Source organism: Olivibacter sp. LS-1, assembly GCF_008245145.1.
GTDB classification, from domain to species: Bacteria; Bacteroidota; Bacteroidia; order Sphingobacteriales; family Sphingobacteriaceae; genus Olivibacter; species Olivibacter oleidegradans.
Window position 1 is genome coordinate 4674959 of the sequence record NZ_CP041643.1, and the last position, 15287, is coordinate 4690245.

The following is a 15287-nucleotide window of genomic DNA, read 5'->3' on the forward strand; positions in this document are numbered from 1 at the left end:
AAGTAGCGCTATGAAAATGCTGAAAAAATAAAACCCCTCCATGTTGTACCGGGCGGTAAGGAGGGGTTTAAAACCTAAACCTATATTCAAATTTACTTATTTTCTTTTTTAGATGCAAGATATCGTCGTAGTAAATTAAATTTCTTATCTAACACCAACATACACTTGTTATTAAATAAGAAAAAACAGAAAGCATCATAAGTGATTCTTCGGTGGCTTACTTTCCGGTCTTTAGAGATGCTTAAGGAGGTCTTATTGGTTTAACCAATCCTTATACGAGATTACCCCCAATTCAGGTTTTCCATCACCATCTAAAATTGAAATAAATTCCAGCTGATTGCCATCCGGATCATTGAAATAGATCGCCAAAGCCGGCATCCAAGCAAACACCATAGGTTGCACACTTCCATCGTTAAGAAAATTGTAAGGCTGAAGCCTTCTGTCTGTTAAAAACTGTTGTGCCCGGTTTAAGATATCTTCCTTCGTACTCCTAAATGCAAAATGCCGTGGCTGAAAGTTTTCTTTGGTTTCCCAAAGCCCCAACATATATTCCTTATCTTGGCCAATCCATAGAAAAACGATTGGCCTTGTTTCATCACGATGTGCAAACTTAAGTCCCAATACTTCTGTATAAAACTTGGTTGCCATTTCTAGATCACGCACCTGTATATGCGTCTCGTAAAGTCCTCTAATCATTATTCAAAACATGTAATTCATTTCTAAACAAGATTTCATTGACTACGAAAATCAAGACACCTTGTGTAGGCGGTCGCAAAAGAAGATTACAACCATTGTAAAGTTAGAAATAAAAGGTAAAAGACAAAAATCAATAGACAACGGATTAGTAGCTTAAACAAGTTTTAATGGAAAAATTGAGCTTTCGACAGTTTTGATTTATGCACAGTATTAAGTAAGTTTACTCGACACATTGGGTAGTTCCTAAACAAGATAAAAACCTTGATGAATACGCTATTAAAACTGGAAGAACTAGGACAGCTTTTACTTTCCATACTCCTATTCAGCCAACTGGACTATAGCTGGTGGGTTTTCCCTGCCTGTTTGCTCTTACCGGACCTTTCTATGCTTGGTTATGTGATCAACCCACGGGTAGGTGCCGCACTTTATAACTTTTTTCATCATAAATTACTAGCCATTGTCGTTTTAATTTTGGCATATTGGTTGGATAGTCAGATGCTCGGCTTATCCGGCATCATTTTATTTGGACATTCGGCCATGGATCGGGCGCTTGGCTATGGATTAAAGTTTAATGACGATTTTAAACATACTCACTTAGGCTGGATCGGAAAGAAAAACTGAAACTGACACGCCATATAGCGCTGCAAACAAAATCTATTCACTCCTCAGCGATTTTACCGGATTTGCCAAGGCTGCCTTTATCGTTTGAAAACTCACGGTAGCCAGGGTAAGAACCACCGCCCCAACCGCAGTTAAAACAAAGACCCATATGGAAATATTCGTACGATAATCATAATCGGCCAACCAATTTTCCATCATATACCACGAAATAGGAATCGCCAAACAAAAGGAAATGACGACCAACAGCAAAAAGTTCGTTGATAGTAAAATCCAGAGATTGAACACCGTCGCTCCCAGCACCTTCCGTACGCCAATCTCCTTGGTCCGTTGTTCGGCCATGAACGCTGCTAAACCGAAAATGCCCAAGCAACTGATAAAAATAGCAAAGCCGGCAAATAAAGAAGCCAGGCTCCCTATTTTCTGCTCAAAGGAAAACTTATCTGCATAGTCTGTATCCACAAAACTATAGGCAAATGGCGATGCCGGATCATATTTTTTTAGTACGACCTCAATTGCTTTGAGCGCCTTCGCAGTGCTTACGTTAGGTTTGATCTTAATCGTTATCGCTTCCAGGTTATTGTAACTCAGCATAAATACGTTGGGGTATACTTCCTCAAAAGGCGATTCCATTAACACATTCTTAATCACACCAATTACCTTATAGGGCACATCCTCGAATTTTATCGTCTCTCCCACCGGATGCTGTAAAGCCATATACCGCACCGCAGCTTCGTTCAGAATAACCGCATTGCTATCGGTCGGAAAATCCCTTGAAAAACCCCGTCCCTCCTTAAATTCCCATGCTACCGTATTTCCAAAATCATGCGTCACGTAAGAGACGCCAAAACTTTGATTGATATGAGGCTGTTTCCCCGGCCAATCAAAGCCATCAAAATGGTTATTGATGCCGGTGGCAGTATTAGAGGCCGCAGCCATGTTCTCTACATACCCCGAATTCAGCAGCTCGTTCCGCAAAACATTATAAACACCTGGCAACCTTAAATCCGGTGTATTTATTTCCACACTGATCAAGCCGTCTTGATTATAACCCAACGGTCGGTTTTTGACATAGTTTATCTGCTGATAAATGATTACCGTTCCGATAATCAGCGAAAGCGAAACCGTAAACTGAAAAACAACTAGCGAGCGCCTCGATATCTCCGCAAAGCGTCCCACCTTCATCACGCCTTTTAACACCCCCACCGGTTTAAATGAAGACAGGTATAGCGCCGGATAACTTCCGGATAACAGCCCGGCCAACAGTGCAAACAGAAAAATGGCCAACCAAAATAGCGGAGCCTGCAATGGAAAAACAATCTCCTTATTAGCTAGGTTATTGAACCAAGGCAAGGCTAGCCAAACCAATACGATGGCTACAAGAGCCGAAAAAAATGCAATCAGTACAGATTCGCTTAAAAACTGAATAATCAAATACGCTTTCGAAGATCCAACTGTCTTTCGAATCCCCACCTCGGTTGCCCGCTTCTGAGATCGCGCAGTACTGAGGTTCATGAAATTAATACAGGCCAATAGACATACAAAAACGCCGATTAATCCAAACATCCACACAAACTGGATATTACCGCCCACATTTTTGCCATTTTTGAACTCATTGTACAGATGCCATTCAGAAGCAGGTTGAAGGATAATCTCGGGATGATCATCCCGATTAGGCTTACCCAGCAGCAGGTTCTTTACTTTATTAGTTACCTTTTTTAAATCAGCACGCTTCGCTATTTTAGCTAGAATATAAAAGGAATTATTATTCCATTGGTTATAAGCCCTTTTAACCCATGGTCTCGTCGCAAGCAAATGACTCCAGGGAAGAATAAAGTCCCGTTTATTAAAATCGGTATTGGGTGCAAAGTTCCGGTAAACACCAATAACTTTTGCAGACGATTCATTGTTTATTTTAATAGTCTGATTTATTGGATCCTCTTGGTTAAAAAGAACCGCCGCAAGGCGTTCACTGATTAAGATGGTGGATGGGTCGGTGAAATCACCAAGAGATCCCCTTGTTAAGTTCAGAGATAAAATAGCAGGGAATGCAGGTTCAGCATAAAAACCCTGGCTAATGGCTTTCTCCTCCCCATTCTCTTTTGTCAGCGTTGCTCGCCCATTACGATACAAGGCGATTCCCTCAAAATCCTGCGCAAACTTATCTTTGAGTTCTTCGGCTGTCGGAATGGATATCGTATTAAAGGTATTGATATGAAGGCCGTCGGAAGAATGGTGTAATACCTTGACAATACGCTCATTATCTTTGAAGCGCTTGTTAAATGACACCTCATCCCAAATCCATAAAGCAATCAAGATACTAATGGTCATACCGAATGCCAGACCAAAAATATTGATCATGGCATGTACCTTGTTTCTAACCAGATTTCGCCAAGCTACCTTGAGATAATTTTTTAACATCGTATGCAGATTATCGGGTGTAACCATCACCTTCAATAAAGCTGCCAAATTACTTATTTGTTGATAAAAGACATCCAGCGGCCCCTTTCCCCGCTAATCAATGTGCGATTACGAACACCTAGGTGTACGCTTGCGAACAGATATACATGGTTAATCCAACACCGACAAGGCCGTTTCGATGACGCCTTCGAAAAATGAACGATCGCTCCGAACTTTGGAATACACGCGCAACCCCGTGATGGTGTTACATAAAAAATGCGCAAGTACCTTTGGATCTTTGGAAGCGTTGATCTGCCTGTCAGCCTGTCCTTTTTTAATCGCTTTGATCAGTGCCTCTTCAATTAGCCGTTCATCCTCGCGCAGCACCTTCCTGATCAATTCATCATGGGTAGCAAGCTCTACCTCCGTATTCACCTTAAAACATCCTTTAGGGCATGCACTGTCTAGCCTATCCACAACACCGATACGCAAGAGTGCCTTAATTCCCTCTTTAACGGAGGATGCATCGTTCAGGGCGGCTTCAATACGTGCGGTGGCTTCCTCCTGATATCGCTCAAGCGCTTTTACAAACAGCTTATGTTTGTCGCCGAAGGCATGGTAAATACTTGACCGCCCGATGCCGAGGCCTTCTATTAAATCATACAGGGAAGTCGCATGATAACCTTTCTCCCAAAAAATAGAAATCGCTTTCTTTAATATCTCGTTCTCATCAAAGTCTTTTGTTCTCATAAAAAATAGCCTTACCCAACAGAGGCAAAGCTATTGATTTTAATAGAAAAAACATTACCGCAAGCCACCACTCGCCAGGATAAGCTCTCCGGTTAACCATTTTGAATCGTCAGATGCCAAAAACGCCGCCACGGCCGCAATGTCATCAGGCTCACCAATACGACGCAGCGGTGTCTCATTCGCCATGGCCTCTGCAAATTCGCTTCCCACAAAACCGGCAGCGCGTGAACCTTCCGTAGCCACCACCCCTGGATTGATCGAGTTTACGCGGATATTTCGAGGGCCCAATTCTTTTGACAACACACGAGTAATTCCATCAACGGCACTTTTAGTCGCCGTATACACGGCACTGCCGGCAGGTGTAGCGCTCGATACGACCGAACCAATATTGATGATGCTCCCTCCTTTTTCTCCAAAACTATTCACGGCAATTTTCGATGCTAAAATTAGTCCCAATACATTGATATTAAACTGACGGTGAAAACTTTCTTCTGTAAACGCTTCAATGGGAGCCCACTCATAGATCCCTGCATTGTTTACCAACACATCCAAGCTGCCGTACCGGCTAAGCGCTTCCGCAAAGAGACGATCCACATCCGCGGCCTTGGATACATCCGCTTGAATGGCAATCGCTTTACCTCCATTGCTTACAATTTCGGCAACTACTTTTTCTGCATCCGCTTGCGCAGCACCATAGTTAACCACCACCGCAGCACCTTCTGTTGCCAACTTTTTGGCAATAGCGGCGCCGATCCCTTTTGAAGCGCCTGTAACCAGCGCAACCTTATTTTCTAATTTTTTCATATATTGAACCATTTGGTCCACAAAGATAACACCTAATTAGACTAATTGGTCTAATTAGGTGTTATATGAAGAAGTCATGACAATTGAGGTTTTTATTCTTCAACAGGTATCCGCTCCATGATATCACTAAATTCAATCCCGTCAAGAAAAGCAACTACTTCGGTTATTTTGCCATCTTTCACCTTCATATACCATGAATACGAGCTACGATAAGGTTTTCCGTCCAGCGCCGTAGCTTCGCCATCCCAAAGCGCAATTACCATATCACCGTCAACAAAAATATTACGTACCGTTGGTTTGATTTTTACCTTCAATTTTTTGTTGAGCGGAATAATCACCTGATCCAAAAATTCCTTTTTGGAGTTATAGACCCTTGAGTAAGGTGTAGACCCCGTTATTTCCCAATGCAAATCGTCCGTCAATAAATCGAAAAAATTACCCGTCCCCTCCTGCCAGTCGTGAAAAGCGTTTGTAATAATTTCTTTATTGGCCAATTCCGCTTCGCTGTAATTTTGAGCTGACGCTATCGAAAATGAAATCATAAAAAGAGAAATTAATAATAGTTTCATTAGGATTATACTTTTAGTTAGTTGATCGAAACAAGCCTCAACGTTGGTTAAGGCTTATTTTCCTTTAAAATCAAATGCGATTCTCCCAAGCTTTCAATTGATGATCTTTGAGCATATCTTCAATCACTTTAGGAACTACATTTCTGAATTTCCCTTCATCAGCCGGCACGATTTCAATCATGCGATCTATCATTTCTTTCGGATCCATTTTTCCTTCCGGTGTAGCAAAGAAATCATCAAAACCTTTGCGAAGGTCTGCTCTTTTCGTAAAGTTGACTTCATCATCCAACCAACGGAACGGATTATCAGCCATGGTTTCGTTATATCCCGTATAATAAGCACCCGGGTTAATGGTCTGTACCTTGATACCATACCCTGCAAGCTCTTGCTGCAAGGCTTCTGCCAAAGATTCCAGCGCGTGTTTGGTAGAAACATAGGTGCCCCAGTTAGCAGGTGTAAACAAACCTCCCATCGACGAGGTGAATACCACTTTTCCTTTTTTGCCGTCTCGCACCCATCGCTGCACCACCCCTTGCGTAAGAATCAGCGGGAGAAAAACATTCACTTCAAAGTTTTTCCGTACCAGGTCTACCGGAATCTCCCAAACGGGCCCCGCCTCCCCCATTCCGGCATTGTTCCAAAGAATATCAAAGTCCCATTTTAAGGCTTGTTTGATATCATACTGATCGGTAAGGTCCAAGCGTTCCACGCGGATTTTATCAGACAAACCTAAGGCAGCAACTTCTTCGCGAAGCGGGGTTACTTGTGATGATACGTGTACCGTTGCAATGATGTTGTGTCCGTTTTTAGCCATTCCTAATGCAGCTCCTTTTCCGAATCCTGAACCTGCTCCTGTAATTAAAATTGTTTTAGTTTCCATTTTTTTATCGTTTTAAAATTGGTAATGAAATGTTTATTAGTGTTCTAATTAATTTTGGTTAAAAATTTCCGCTCCCGCGGTTGCAATCTGTAAGTCTTCCGAAACGGCACCGCCTGATACACCGATGTAGCCGATGATACGTTTATCCTTCAGAATTGGAAGTCCGCCGGCAAATCCCACCAGACCATTGTTGGTGTTTACCATGCCGTAGGTTCCTGCTTCAGGTTTTAGGTATTCGCCAACGTTTTCGCTACTGGTTCTAAAAAGGCTGGCCGTTTTCGCTTTCTTGATGGCGATGTCCATGGATCCTAAGAAGGCGTCATCCATCCTTTCAAAAGTCTTAAGATGTCCGGCCGTATCCAGTATCGCAATATTTACATTTACATTGAGTTGTATAGCCTTTGCCCTAGCTTGCTGCACAACCTGTCTTGATTCATTGAGATTGATTTCCATACTATTGCTTTTTAGTTGTTATGTTTTTATTTCGTTTTGTTAAGACAAAGTTGCAGCGGATAGGGAAGGATTCTTATAGGAAAAAAAAGCCGGATTTTATGAAAATCAAACCTGACCAAAAATTTTAAGATTTTTGATAACTTTATGGAACGAAAACTAACCACGTCTATGAAAATGAGCATGGACCACAAAGCAATAGATCGGCTTCGTGATTTCCCGGAACTTACACCTATATACCGGGAAGCCCACGACCGTCCCCCCATCAAAGTGTTCAATCGTGAGATTGAAGACTGCCGTAATTACCTCTCCGCTAATCGACGAGACTTCTATAAAATTCTGATGATCGCCGGCGGAAAAGGAGTTTTCACCTTAGGGCTCAACAAGTATTTAATCGATACGCCGACTCTACTTTTTATTCATCCCAATGACATTATCTCATGGCAGAAGACTTCAGGAGAATCGGCCGGATATTACCTGCTTTTCAAAAGGGATTTTATCAATCACCACCCCATGTTGAAAGCAACATTAGAGCGACTGAACTTATTTAAAGACAAGTCAAAATCAGTCATCCGGATAGAAGACAGAGACCTTCCCGGCTTTAACCGTCTTTGGGAAAGCATGTATCAAGAGCAAGGTAATGAATTGGGATATGATGCTATTCAGGCCTATATACAACTACTGATGATTGAAAGTGCCCGAAAATCCAATTACCTTGTTCCGCAACGAACAGATGAAGAGTACGACCATATTCATCGCTTTTTTGGTTTACTGGAAGAAGAAGTCTCTCAAATCAACTATGAAAACCCTATCCGGCTCCGAACTGCACAGGAATTTGCGTTCTCCCTCAATCTGCATCCCAATTATTTAAACCGGATTCTTAAAAAACGAACCGGGCAGAATGTAAGTACGCATATTAAGGGAAGACTTTTGGATGAATGCAAAGCGCTTTTAATACAAACTACCTGGACCTTGGATCAAATTAGCTACGCGGTGGGTTTTTCTGATCAACCTAATTTTAATTTTTTCTTCAAAAGGAACACGGGATGTACCCCCAACGCATTTAGGAGAGGTGTGTCGCAATGATATTGCTTTATATATCGGTTAATTTTGGAATTACTCAATGTACTGCTAAAAATTACTCAGTACATTGAGTAATTTTTATAAACATGCACGAAAGACTTATTTACAAATATTTACCCCAATGCAGCATCTGTTTTCGTTAAAAAGTTATTAATTGCATCTTTGATATCGATACCAGATCTTTCAGCCAAAACAATAAGCCACCAGATATTTTCACCTAGCTTATGTTCTAATTCATCTTTTGAACCTGCTTTCGGCCAGCGTTGCTGCTCAGACATGATATTACGCCCTACTAATCCTGCATCGGTAAGATACGCCAAGGCATCTTCTTCCACCGTCCATTTGCTGCCGTGATGTTGCAGTTCCAGTTCGTGGTATTCCTGTCTAATTTTCATAGAGCGACGAATGATCTCGTCAAAATCTTCTTTATTCATTGTTATATTATTTTAGTGAATCAAATCCGCTTTAGCTAAAGCTATTTTGCCATTCTTGAAATTGAAATCAAACGTTCCCCCAATTTTACCTTCGGGGAAATCGCCTGTAAATTCAACTTCCAGATGGGCATTTTCTTCGTCGGTTATCCTTAGCCCTACTTGTTTGGTATGCGTGTTGTAGCCGATAAAGTAATGGTAGAAATACTCTTTAATGCCCTCATGACCATTGAACGTCTTGCCTACTGATGGATCATCTAAGATCGCTTCGGGCAAATAAAATTCAAGGTATTTTTCTATGTCGAATGCGTTGCTGGCAGCAATCCATTGATCGATCAAAGTTTGTATCTTGATATTCATTATTTTTTTAACCACATGGGTTTGGTTTTTAGAATTGTTTTATGGACAGAACAGGTTTCAGCGTGTGCCCCCGGTAGATAGCCGATGCTCATCAAAAACTCATTTACGATTTCGCCACCAGTAAAACGGAAGGTTTTCTTAAACAACTTTACCCACTCCTCTTTGGTTTTCGGATGATGATGTTCCAGCCATTTTTCAAAACTGCCATATTCTTTTTGCAAGGCTAAAATAGTTTTGGCATTTTCGATGGCTGCATTTACCTTCAGTTTGCTGCGGATGATACCGGCATCTGCCAACAGCCTTTCCCGATCTGCTTCTGTGTAGTTGGCAATCGTTTCAATATTAAAATCGTTGTATGCTTTTCGGAAGCCTTCTTCTTTTTTCAAAATGGTTTCCCAACTCAGTCCCGCCTGATTGATTTCCATAATCAGGCGTCCGAAAAGCTCATTATCATCATGAATAGGAAAACCATAATAGTTGTCATGATAGTTTTGATGAAGGCTACGGCTAGGCTCTTTCATCATGGGTATATAATCGCAATAACTCATTTTATTTATACTTTTAATTGATGTACAAAAATGAAACAAATTATCAATATAAGGTTCGCCAAAACGGAGCGATCTGTTGTCGTTTTGACGAATCTTCATTGTTAAAGTTCACAGGCAAGTTTTTATTTTCCATTGTTTTCGATCGTGCTTAGATCTATCGTGTTTGGTTTAGCGTGATGGGAAAGATCTCACGCCAATGTAATAATAAGCTCACGAATCAAGAAATACCATTTCCCATCCATTCTTTTGAATAGGTCGTGATAACGTCCGATAGCTATCGGTTGCAATGAAAAATCACGATCTGCATCCTGCTGAAAAATAGTGAGGTATGAAACTGCTATCGCCTCGTCGTTATCTTCCAGAATATCTAAAAGACTATTGGTGGTCACATGTGCCGTTCTCGGTGTACCATCAGCATATACCTGAAGGTTCTTCTCCAAATGCTTTGAAACGTCATCTTTTCCTTCCATGGTGCCGCCGGGGGTAATTATTTTCCCGTTGGCAAAGAGTTCACCCACTTTATCAAATTTAGCCTGATCCACGTAGTGTGTATATTGGGCGATTAAATTCAAAATTTGTTGTTCGCTACTCATTTTTTGATTTTTCATTTATAGAAATGTTTGTGTTGGTTGCCTAATATCAATTAGATGGGTATCAGGAATATCTTTTATGATCTCTTCTCCGTAAGCAGATCCGGGCGATTGATAACCGATCTTAAAATCATTATTTAAGATGCGGTGTGCCACCGCTACTACCGAAAGCGGAGTAAGGTCATAGCCCGATGGTGCATCTACATACGCTTTTACAACGGTACCGTCTTTGCCCGTAATCTCGGCTGCTATCCCATTTCGCCCCGCCGCACGTTCCTCCTTTGTTGGCCCGTCCGGCAGATTTTCGTTTGTTAAATCAGACAGCTCTGTGGCCGGCAGTTTCAAAGAGAAAAATTCTTCGATATTGGGAATACCCGTAGCTTTATAGCTCAAAATAATTCCCCCCAATGGCGTTGGCATACATTCCACCGCTTCTTCCCCGAATGAAAACACTTTAGACCTTGGGTGTGGGTTATTAAGGATTTCTCCATTTTTACGGATTAATATGCCCAAATCGGCAATGTTCTTACTACTTAAAACCGAGCCTCTGGAGAATCCACCATAATGACGGAACCCTACCTTCAAATATTCGGGTTTGACCACTAACTTTGACAGGTGCACCACCAATGCATCATAACTGACAAATAGCCCTGCACCCGATATCAACTGAATGCCTGCTACCCTTGCTTTATCATCCAAAGATTCTGCCAGTCGGTAGGTGTCTAGTTCTGCACTTATATCAAGATAATGGACGCCAGCGTCAAGGCAGGCATTCATAGCTAGCTCCGCTGTAAGTAGAAAAGGGCCAGCCGCATTTATGAGTACTTGTTTGTCCGTCAATGCCCTTTCCCAAGCTTTAGAGTCGTCTACCGTAAAAATATGGTAGGGTATATTTAACTCCCGTGCCATCGCTTTGATCTTATCTTCCGATCTTCCAGCTATCTCAAAATCTAAGTTTAGTGCTTTTGCTCTGGCAGTAATAATTTTACCAGTATATCCCGTGGCTCCGTAAATCAGCAATTTGCGTTTATTGTTCATTTCTATTTAAAACCTTAATTTCAACATTAGATGTTATTTATGATCTATTTGTTTTTTGGTGGAAGCGCAACCGAGGCAATATTTTTCGCAGCCCAGGTGAACCCATCAGTTATCTTAAAATGACGGATTTGCTCCTCCGTCAATAATATAGTTTACACCAGTAATATAGGAGGCTCTCGGGGATACAAGAAACCCAACCAGCTCTGCTATTTCTTCAGGAAGGGCCATTCTGCCCATCGGTACACCACCTAGAGAGGTCATCAAATCCTGTGTAACTTCTTCAACACTGCGTCCTGAGGTATCAGATAATGATTGTAAATAAGCACCCATTGTGTCGGTTTTTACCATCCCCGGAGAAACCGCAGCAACGCGTATGCCCCTAGGGGTAAATTCTTTTGACAGGCTTTTGCTATAGTTATTTAAGGCAGCTTTTGCAACGGCATACGCTCCAAGCGATTCATATAAGGGTAAAATACCACTTAGTGATGAAATATGGATAATAACACCCCCTTTCTGTTCTACCATTTGGGGTAAAATTGCCCTGTCAATCCGAATAGAAGATTGCAAATTTAATTGCAGATCATTTTCCCAATGTTCATCAGTAAGAGCAGCAAATCCTCCCGACGGACTGGTAGATCCACCCATGTTATTGACCAAAATATCGATGGTTCCAAATTTTTTGTTGATTTCCCGCACTACTTTATCGGTTTCACTAGGAATAGTCAAATCTGTTGGGATAAAATAAGACTTCAAATTTTCGTCGCCTGGATGATTTCTGGCAGTCACTACCACCGTGGCACCCGCTTCAAGCAATCTGTCGGCAATTGCTCTTCCGATACCTTTAGTACCACCCGTTACTAACGCTAATTTCCCGGTTAGTTCTTTTGCAAATTTTTCCATTATTGATTGTTGTATTGAAACATCTGTTTCGTTTTATTTTTTACTTTTTTTTAAACTAGAGACCTAAAAAGTAGTAGGAATAGTTCCGCCATCAATCACATAGTTGGTTCCAGTGATGTAAGAGGCTTTTGGCGAAACCAGAAAGCCCACCAGATGTGCTATTTCTTCGGGTTGGGCCAGTCTGTTCATGGGTACACCGCCCAAACTGTTCATTACCAACTGCGCAGTTTCGTCCAAATTTTTTCCAATGGAGGTACCATAGCTATTCAGAAAAGTTTCCATGGCCGTGGTTTTTACCATACCAGGTGAAACGGTTATCACCCGGACACCTTTGGGGGCAACTTCATTAGCTAATGCCTTGCTATAATTATTAAGAGCTGCTTTGGTAACACCGTAAGAAAAATTAGAAGCATAAAGCGGTAACTTACCATTGAGGGAGGAAATATGGATAACCACACCGGTGTTACGTTCAATCATTAATGGAACAAGTGCTTTGTCTAACTTAATTGCTGCCAATAAATTCAATTGCAGGTCATTTTCCCAGTCGGCATCAGACAAAACGCTAAAGCCACCTGCCGGCGCAGAGGTACCACCTACATTATTAATTAAAATATCCAGTCCGCGGTATTCTGCTATAATTTCTTTCGCCAACTGCTCATTGTCTTCGGGCTTAGTAAGGTCTGCTGCTATAAATGCGTGTCTGAGGTTTCCATCAGGTTTGCTTCTTGCTGTAATAATCACGGTAGCACCAAGTTGAGCAAGTTCATCTACGATGGCTTTTCCGATACCTTTAGTACCACCCGTTACTAAGGCAATTTTACCCGATAATTCTTTCGTTGATTTTTCCATAAATAATTATTATTACTGAAACATTTGTTCCAGATATGATTAAAAAAATTAGTTTTGCTTTGTTACACAATCACGCAGGATGGTTTGCAGATGTGTCTGACTTTGCCCTACTTCAAAATTTGTTAAATGGATCTCCTGGTGCATACCTGATTTTCTAAAACCATTGTCCGCCGCAAATTGTTGCAAAACAGGTAGTGTCTCTAATTCTCCTGCAAAAGGCCCCATATGGAGAAGCTGTACGCAGGTTCCTGCTGTATAGCTGAAATATTGAAAGTCATTCGCGAATGAAATATCAGGTCTTTCTTTGGCAACCTTTTTAATTTCCTTATCGGTAATAAAATCCGGAATGCGTATTGCAATTCGGTAGTATAGTAATTCAAGATCAACTGTTGTATAGAAATGGCCGATATCTACGTATCCAACCTCTTCCTCATTAAACCAGTAAAATATTTCCACAATATTACTTGTAAATGCACTGCTTGTCCTTACATACTTGTCTTCCAGTGCTGCTGCAAATGCCGCGATTGCTTTTTTCTTTTCATAGAAAACAACAGTACCTGGGCTTCCTTTTCCAAGAATAGAAATATAGGCTGCTCTATCTATCTCCACAATTTCGGGTTGCTCCCTTGCCGTATAATAGGTTTTATACTCCTGATGTATATTTAGTTTATTCATAATTATAGAACATTTGTTCCAAAAAAAAGTAAAAAAATTATTGATTTATTTGCCTTATCAAGAAGGCAGCCATTTTCTTGATCCGTGTTTTGTCTCGGTGAATAATGAAAGATTCATGCCAGCCAGAAAAATGGTTGATGATGTAGTCTGTCAGCATTTCCGCATCCTGGCTCACCTTGATTTCCTTTGCTTCAATCGCTTTCTCAACCAGATTTATCAAAAGATTATAGGTAAATTCGTTATCAGCCTTTATAATTTTCTGCACCTGCTCATCAGTAGTAGCCACTTCAAAAGTTGTTTTGATAGCCAAACAACTATTAGGTTCATTTGTAATGGCATAAACAGACGAAAGAATAAATTTTTCTATCGCTTTTAAAGGAGACTTGATAGGCTGCAATTGTTTTCTGGCGGCAGCCATTCTCGACTCGGTATAGTACTTAATGGATTTTAAAAAAAGTTGATGTTTATCGCCGATCGTATTGTAAAGACTGCTGCTGCTGATACCCATCGCTTCGGTCAAATCGCGCATAGTGGTTCCATTATAACCCTTTTTCCAGAAAACATCCATTGCTCTGGAAATTGCCAATTGTTCATCAAATTCTACGCTTCTTGCCATAAATTATTGCAAAGATAATAAGATATTTAGAACATACGTTCCAGAATTATCCGCTTAAGGTCATTTTCTTGACTGGTACCCGCGAATTCCTTTTCGGTAGGCCTATCGTTATTTTCTTTTTTGTGCTCTTCGCATTAATCTTTTGCTATAGTGTTAAGGATAGCAGTCAGTTCGGTCGGTTTCGAAATAAAGGGGCTATGTCCTGTGTTAATGGTAAAAGTTTTGGTAATGCTCGCATCAGTTGCCATTTGTTGCTGAAAAGGATAGCTGATGGCATTGTCTTCAATAGTAAATACATAGTATTTTTTTTCAATAGCAGTGTAACTTTCAGCAGTGTAGTTTAGCGATGTAGCTAGCGGAATAACAGGTTCGGCTCTGTAATGGTCTAGCACAAACTGCTTTTGCTCGTCAGTTCCGTCCTGGATAAATACAGTTGGGAAATTTACTTCCGGGTTAACTAAGCCTGCCAATGTTTGATCTGCATTAAACGTCAATACCGGTCCCAAAATTGAGCCTGCATCTAAAGCATAATCCAGCACACTTTTTCCGGTCTGCGGAATGAAGCCGGCAACGTACACCAGCTTGGCTATTTTACCGGGTATCTCAGATGTCGTTTGCGTGATAATTGCACCACCTAAACTATGCCCCACCAAGATTACCGGTTCATTAAATGAATTAATGACAGCTTTTACCTGATCGATATATCCAGCGAAACTAAGTTCGTTAACCGGTGTATTATCTTCGCCATCTCCTTTGAGGTTGATCACTGTCATTTGAAATCCGTCGGACAGCAAGTTCGCTTGCACCTGCTCCCATGCGTAAGATGTCTGCCATGCACCGTGTACCAATACAACGGGAGATTTCTGTTCATGCTGACCTGCATCATCGTCCTTTGAGCAGGATGCCAAAATCATCATGCCTACTACCACTACCAAACTTGATATTGAAAAAAGCCTGATCACATTTCTTGTCTTGTTTTTAAACTGTATTCATTTTTCTATATTTTTTATTGCGGAACAAAATTCCGCTG

General features: G+C 41.1%; 19 protein-coding genes. 2 read left to right on the forward strand and 17 right to left on the reverse strand.

Annotated features, from left to right (window positions below; translation table 11 throughout):
• Positions 1 to 252 precede the first annotated feature (252 nt).
• A complete protein-coding gene (locus FKG96_RS19285; protein WP_130855288.1) occupies positions 253 to 696 on the reverse strand; it encodes a VOC family protein in 444 nt (147 codons plus the stop codon).
• Between the two features lie 264 nt (positions 697 to 960).
• On the opposite strand from FKG96_RS19285, the gene FKG96_RS19290 reads away from it, so the two are divergent.
• Positions 961 to 1317 carry a DUF4260 domain-containing protein gene (locus tag FKG96_RS19290; RefSeq protein ID WP_013667591.1) on the forward strand — a complete coding sequence of 119 codons (357 nt, stop codon included), beginning with the start codon at positions 961 to 963 and terminating at the stop codon, positions 1315 to 1317.
• 33 nt (positions 1318 to 1350) lie between these two features.
• Here FKG96_RS19290 and FKG96_RS19295 read toward each other — a convergent pair whose 3' ends face one another.
• From FKG96_RS19295 to FKG96_RS19320, 6 genes are all read right to left on the reverse strand, one after another.
• Positions 1351 to 3735, reverse strand: a complete 2385-nt coding sequence (locus tag FKG96_RS19295; RefSeq protein WP_242627147.1) for an ABC transporter permease — start codon at positions 3733 to 3735, stop codon at positions 1351 to 1353.
• A gap of 150 nt (positions 3736 to 3885) precedes the next feature.
• Positions 3886 to 4464, reverse strand: a complete 579-nt coding sequence (locus FKG96_RS19300; RefSeq protein ID WP_130855287.1) for a TetR/AcrR family transcriptional regulator — start codon at positions 4462 to 4464, stop codon at positions 3886 to 3888.
• Positions 4465 to 4518: 54 nt separating this feature from the next.
• Complete coding sequence (locus FKG96_RS19305; RefSeq protein ID WP_149105859.1) at positions 4519 to 5268, reverse strand: SDR family NAD(P)-dependent oxidoreductase; 750 nt, start codon at positions 5266 to 5268, stop codon at positions 4519 to 4521.
• A gap of 92 nt (positions 5269 to 5360) precedes the next feature.
• The gene (locus FKG96_RS19310) at positions 5361 to 5837 is read right to left on the reverse strand and encodes a nuclear transport factor 2 family protein (RefSeq protein ID WP_242627146.1); all 477 of its coding nucleotides are present in this window, start codon (positions 5835 to 5837) and stop codon (positions 5361 to 5363) included.
• A 70-nt stretch (positions 5838 to 5907) separates the two neighbouring features.
• The gene (locus FKG96_RS19315; protein WP_130855286.1) at positions 5908 to 6717 is read right to left on the reverse strand and encodes an SDR family oxidoreductase; all 810 of its coding nucleotides are present in this window, start codon (positions 6715 to 6717) and stop codon (positions 5908 to 5910) included.
• Between the two features lie 48 nt (positions 6718 to 6765).
• Positions 6766 to 7170: a heme-binding protein gene (locus FKG96_RS19320; RefSeq protein ID WP_130855285.1), complete on the reverse strand. Its 405-nt coding sequence runs from the start codon at positions 7168 to 7170 to the stop codon at positions 6766 to 6768.
• Between the two features lie 144 nt (positions 7171 to 7314).
• On the opposite strand from FKG96_RS19320, the gene FKG96_RS19325 reads away from it, so the two are divergent.
• The gene (locus FKG96_RS19325) at positions 7315 to 8253 is read left to right on the forward strand and encodes an AraC family transcriptional regulator (protein ID WP_130855284.1); all 939 of its coding nucleotides are present in this window, start codon (positions 7315 to 7317) and stop codon (positions 8251 to 8253) included.
• A 110-nt stretch (positions 8254 to 8363) separates the two neighbouring features.
• Here the strand turns inward: FKG96_RS19325 and FKG96_RS19330 are convergent, their stop codons facing one another.
• From FKG96_RS19330 to FKG96_RS19375, 10 genes are all read right to left on the reverse strand, one after another.
• Positions 8364 to 8684 carry a MazG-like protein gene (locus FKG96_RS19330; RefSeq protein WP_130855283.1) on the reverse strand — a complete coding sequence of 107 codons (321 nt, stop codon included), beginning with the start codon at positions 8682 to 8684 and terminating at the stop codon, positions 8364 to 8366.
• A 12-nt stretch (positions 8685 to 8696) separates the two neighbouring features.
• Positions 8697 to 9041: a nuclear transport factor 2 family protein gene (locus tag FKG96_RS19335; RefSeq protein WP_130855282.1), complete on the reverse strand. Its 345-nt coding sequence runs from the start codon at positions 9039 to 9041 to the stop codon at positions 8697 to 8699.
• Complete coding sequence (locus FKG96_RS19340) at positions 9041 to 9688, reverse strand: DNA-3-methyladenine glycosylase I (RefSeq protein ID WP_242627145.1); 648 nt, start codon at positions 9686 to 9688, stop codon at positions 9041 to 9043. Before FKG96_RS19340 ends, FKG96_RS19335 begins: the two co-directional genes overlap by 1 nt.
• An 89-nt stretch (positions 9689 to 9777) precedes the next feature.
• Complete coding sequence (locus FKG96_RS19345; RefSeq protein ID WP_130855281.1) at positions 9778 to 10197, reverse strand: nuclear transport factor 2 family protein; 420 nt, start codon at positions 10195 to 10197, stop codon at positions 9778 to 9780.
• Positions 10198 to 11217 (reverse strand): trans-acting enoyl reductase family protein, encoded by a 1020-nt coding sequence (locus tag FKG96_RS19350; protein ID WP_130855280.1) that lies wholly within the window; start codon positions 11215 to 11217, stop codon positions 10198 to 10200. It abuts the gene before it with no gap.
• 114 nt (positions 11218 to 11331) lie between these two features.
• On the reverse strand, positions 11332 to 12117 hold the full coding sequence (locus tag FKG96_RS19355) for an SDR family oxidoreductase (protein ID WP_130855279.1): 786 nt from the start codon (positions 12115 to 12117) through the stop codon (positions 11332 to 11334).
• A 63-nt stretch (positions 12118 to 12180) separates the two neighbouring features.
• Positions 12181 to 12966 (reverse strand): SDR family oxidoreductase, encoded by a 786-nt coding sequence (locus FKG96_RS19360; protein ID WP_130855278.1) that lies wholly within the window; start codon positions 12964 to 12966, stop codon positions 12181 to 12183.
• Between the two features lie 48 nt (positions 12967 to 13014).
• Positions 13015 to 13641: a hypothetical protein gene (locus tag FKG96_RS19365; protein WP_130855277.1), complete on the reverse strand. Its 627-nt coding sequence runs from the start codon at positions 13639 to 13641 to the stop codon at positions 13015 to 13017.
• Between the two features lie 37 nt (positions 13642 to 13678).
• The gene (locus tag FKG96_RS19370; RefSeq protein WP_130855276.1) at positions 13679 to 14257 is read right to left on the reverse strand and encodes a TetR/AcrR family transcriptional regulator; all 579 of its coding nucleotides are present in this window, start codon (positions 14255 to 14257) and stop codon (positions 13679 to 13681) included.
• 134 nt (positions 14258 to 14391) lie between these two features.
• Entirely contained in the window at positions 14392 to 15219 is an 828-nt protein-coding gene (locus tag FKG96_RS19375; protein ID WP_130855275.1) for an alpha/beta fold hydrolase, read from the reverse strand.
• Positions 15220 to 15287 lie beyond the last annotated feature (68 nt).

What these genes read in the sequence shown, in the direction of transcription:
- FKG96_RS19290 (WP_013667591.1), top strand. Translation starts at nt 961, where the DNA reads ATGAATACGCTATTAAAACTGGAAGAACTAGGACAGCTTTTACTTTCC.
- FKG96_RS19315 (WP_130855286.1), bottom strand. Translation starts at nt 6,717, where the DNA reads ATGGAAACTAAAACAATTTTAATTACAGGAGCAGGTTCAGGATTCGGA.
- FKG96_RS19305 (WP_149105859.1), bottom strand. Translation starts at nt 5,268, where the DNA reads ATGAAAAAATTAGAAAATAAGGTTGCGCTGGTTACAGGCGCTTCAAAA.
- FKG96_RS19300 (WP_130855287.1), bottom strand. Translation starts at nt 4,464, where the DNA reads ATGAGAACAAAAGACTTTGATGAGAACGAGATATTAAAGAAAGCGATT.
- FKG96_RS19325 (WP_130855284.1), top strand. Translation starts at nt 7,315, where the DNA reads ATGGAACGAAAACTAACCACGTCTATGAAAATGAGCATGGACCACAAA.
- FKG96_RS19295 (WP_242627147.1), bottom strand. Translation starts at nt 3,735, where the DNA reads ATGTTAAAAAATTATCTCAAGGTAGCTTGGCGAAATCTGGTTAGAAAC.
- FKG96_RS19360 (WP_130855278.1), bottom strand. Translation starts at nt 12,966, where the DNA reads ATGGAAAAATCAACGAAAGAATTATCGGGTAAAATTGCCTTAGTAACG.
- FKG96_RS19370 (WP_130855276.1), bottom strand. Translation starts at nt 14,257, where the DNA reads ATGGCAAGAAGCGTAGAATTTGATGAACAATTGGCAATTTCCAGAGCA.
- FKG96_RS19330 (WP_130855283.1), bottom strand. Translation starts at nt 8,684, where the DNA reads ATGAATAAAGAAGATTTTGACGAGATCATTCGTCGCTCTATGAAAATT.
- FKG96_RS19320 (WP_130855285.1), bottom strand. Translation starts at nt 7,170, where the DNA reads ATGGAAATCAATCTCAATGAATCAAGACAGGTTGTGCAGCAAGCTAGG.
- FKG96_RS19285 (WP_130855288.1), bottom strand. Translation starts at nt 696, where the DNA reads ATGATTAGAGGACTTTACGAGACGCATATACAGGTGCGTGATCTAGAA.
- FKG96_RS19340 (WP_242627145.1), bottom strand. Translation starts at nt 9,688, where the DNA reads ATGAAGATTCGTCAAAACGACAACAGATCGCTCCGTTTTGGCGAACCT.
- FKG96_RS19345 (WP_130855281.1), bottom strand. Translation starts at nt 10,197, where the DNA reads ATGAAAAATCAAAAAATGAGTAGCGAACAACAAATTTTGAATTTAATC.
- FKG96_RS19355 (WP_130855279.1), bottom strand. Translation starts at nt 12,117, where the DNA reads ATGGAAAAATTTGCAAAAGAACTAACCGGGAAATTAGCGTTAGTAACG.
- FKG96_RS19350 (WP_130855280.1), bottom strand. Translation starts at nt 11,217, where the DNA reads ATGAACAATAAACGCAAATTGCTGATTTACGGAGCCACGGGATATACT.
- FKG96_RS19365 (WP_130855277.1), bottom strand. Translation starts at nt 13,641, where the DNA reads ATGAATAAACTAAATATACATCAGGAGTATAAAACCTATTATACGGCA.
- FKG96_RS19335 (WP_130855282.1), bottom strand. Translation starts at nt 9,041, where the DNA reads ATGAATATCAAGATACAAACTTTGATCGATCAATGGATTGCTGCCAGC.
- FKG96_RS19310 (WP_242627146.1), bottom strand. Translation starts at nt 5,837, where the DNA reads ATGAAACTATTATTAATTTCTCTTTTTATGATTTCATTTTCGATAGCG.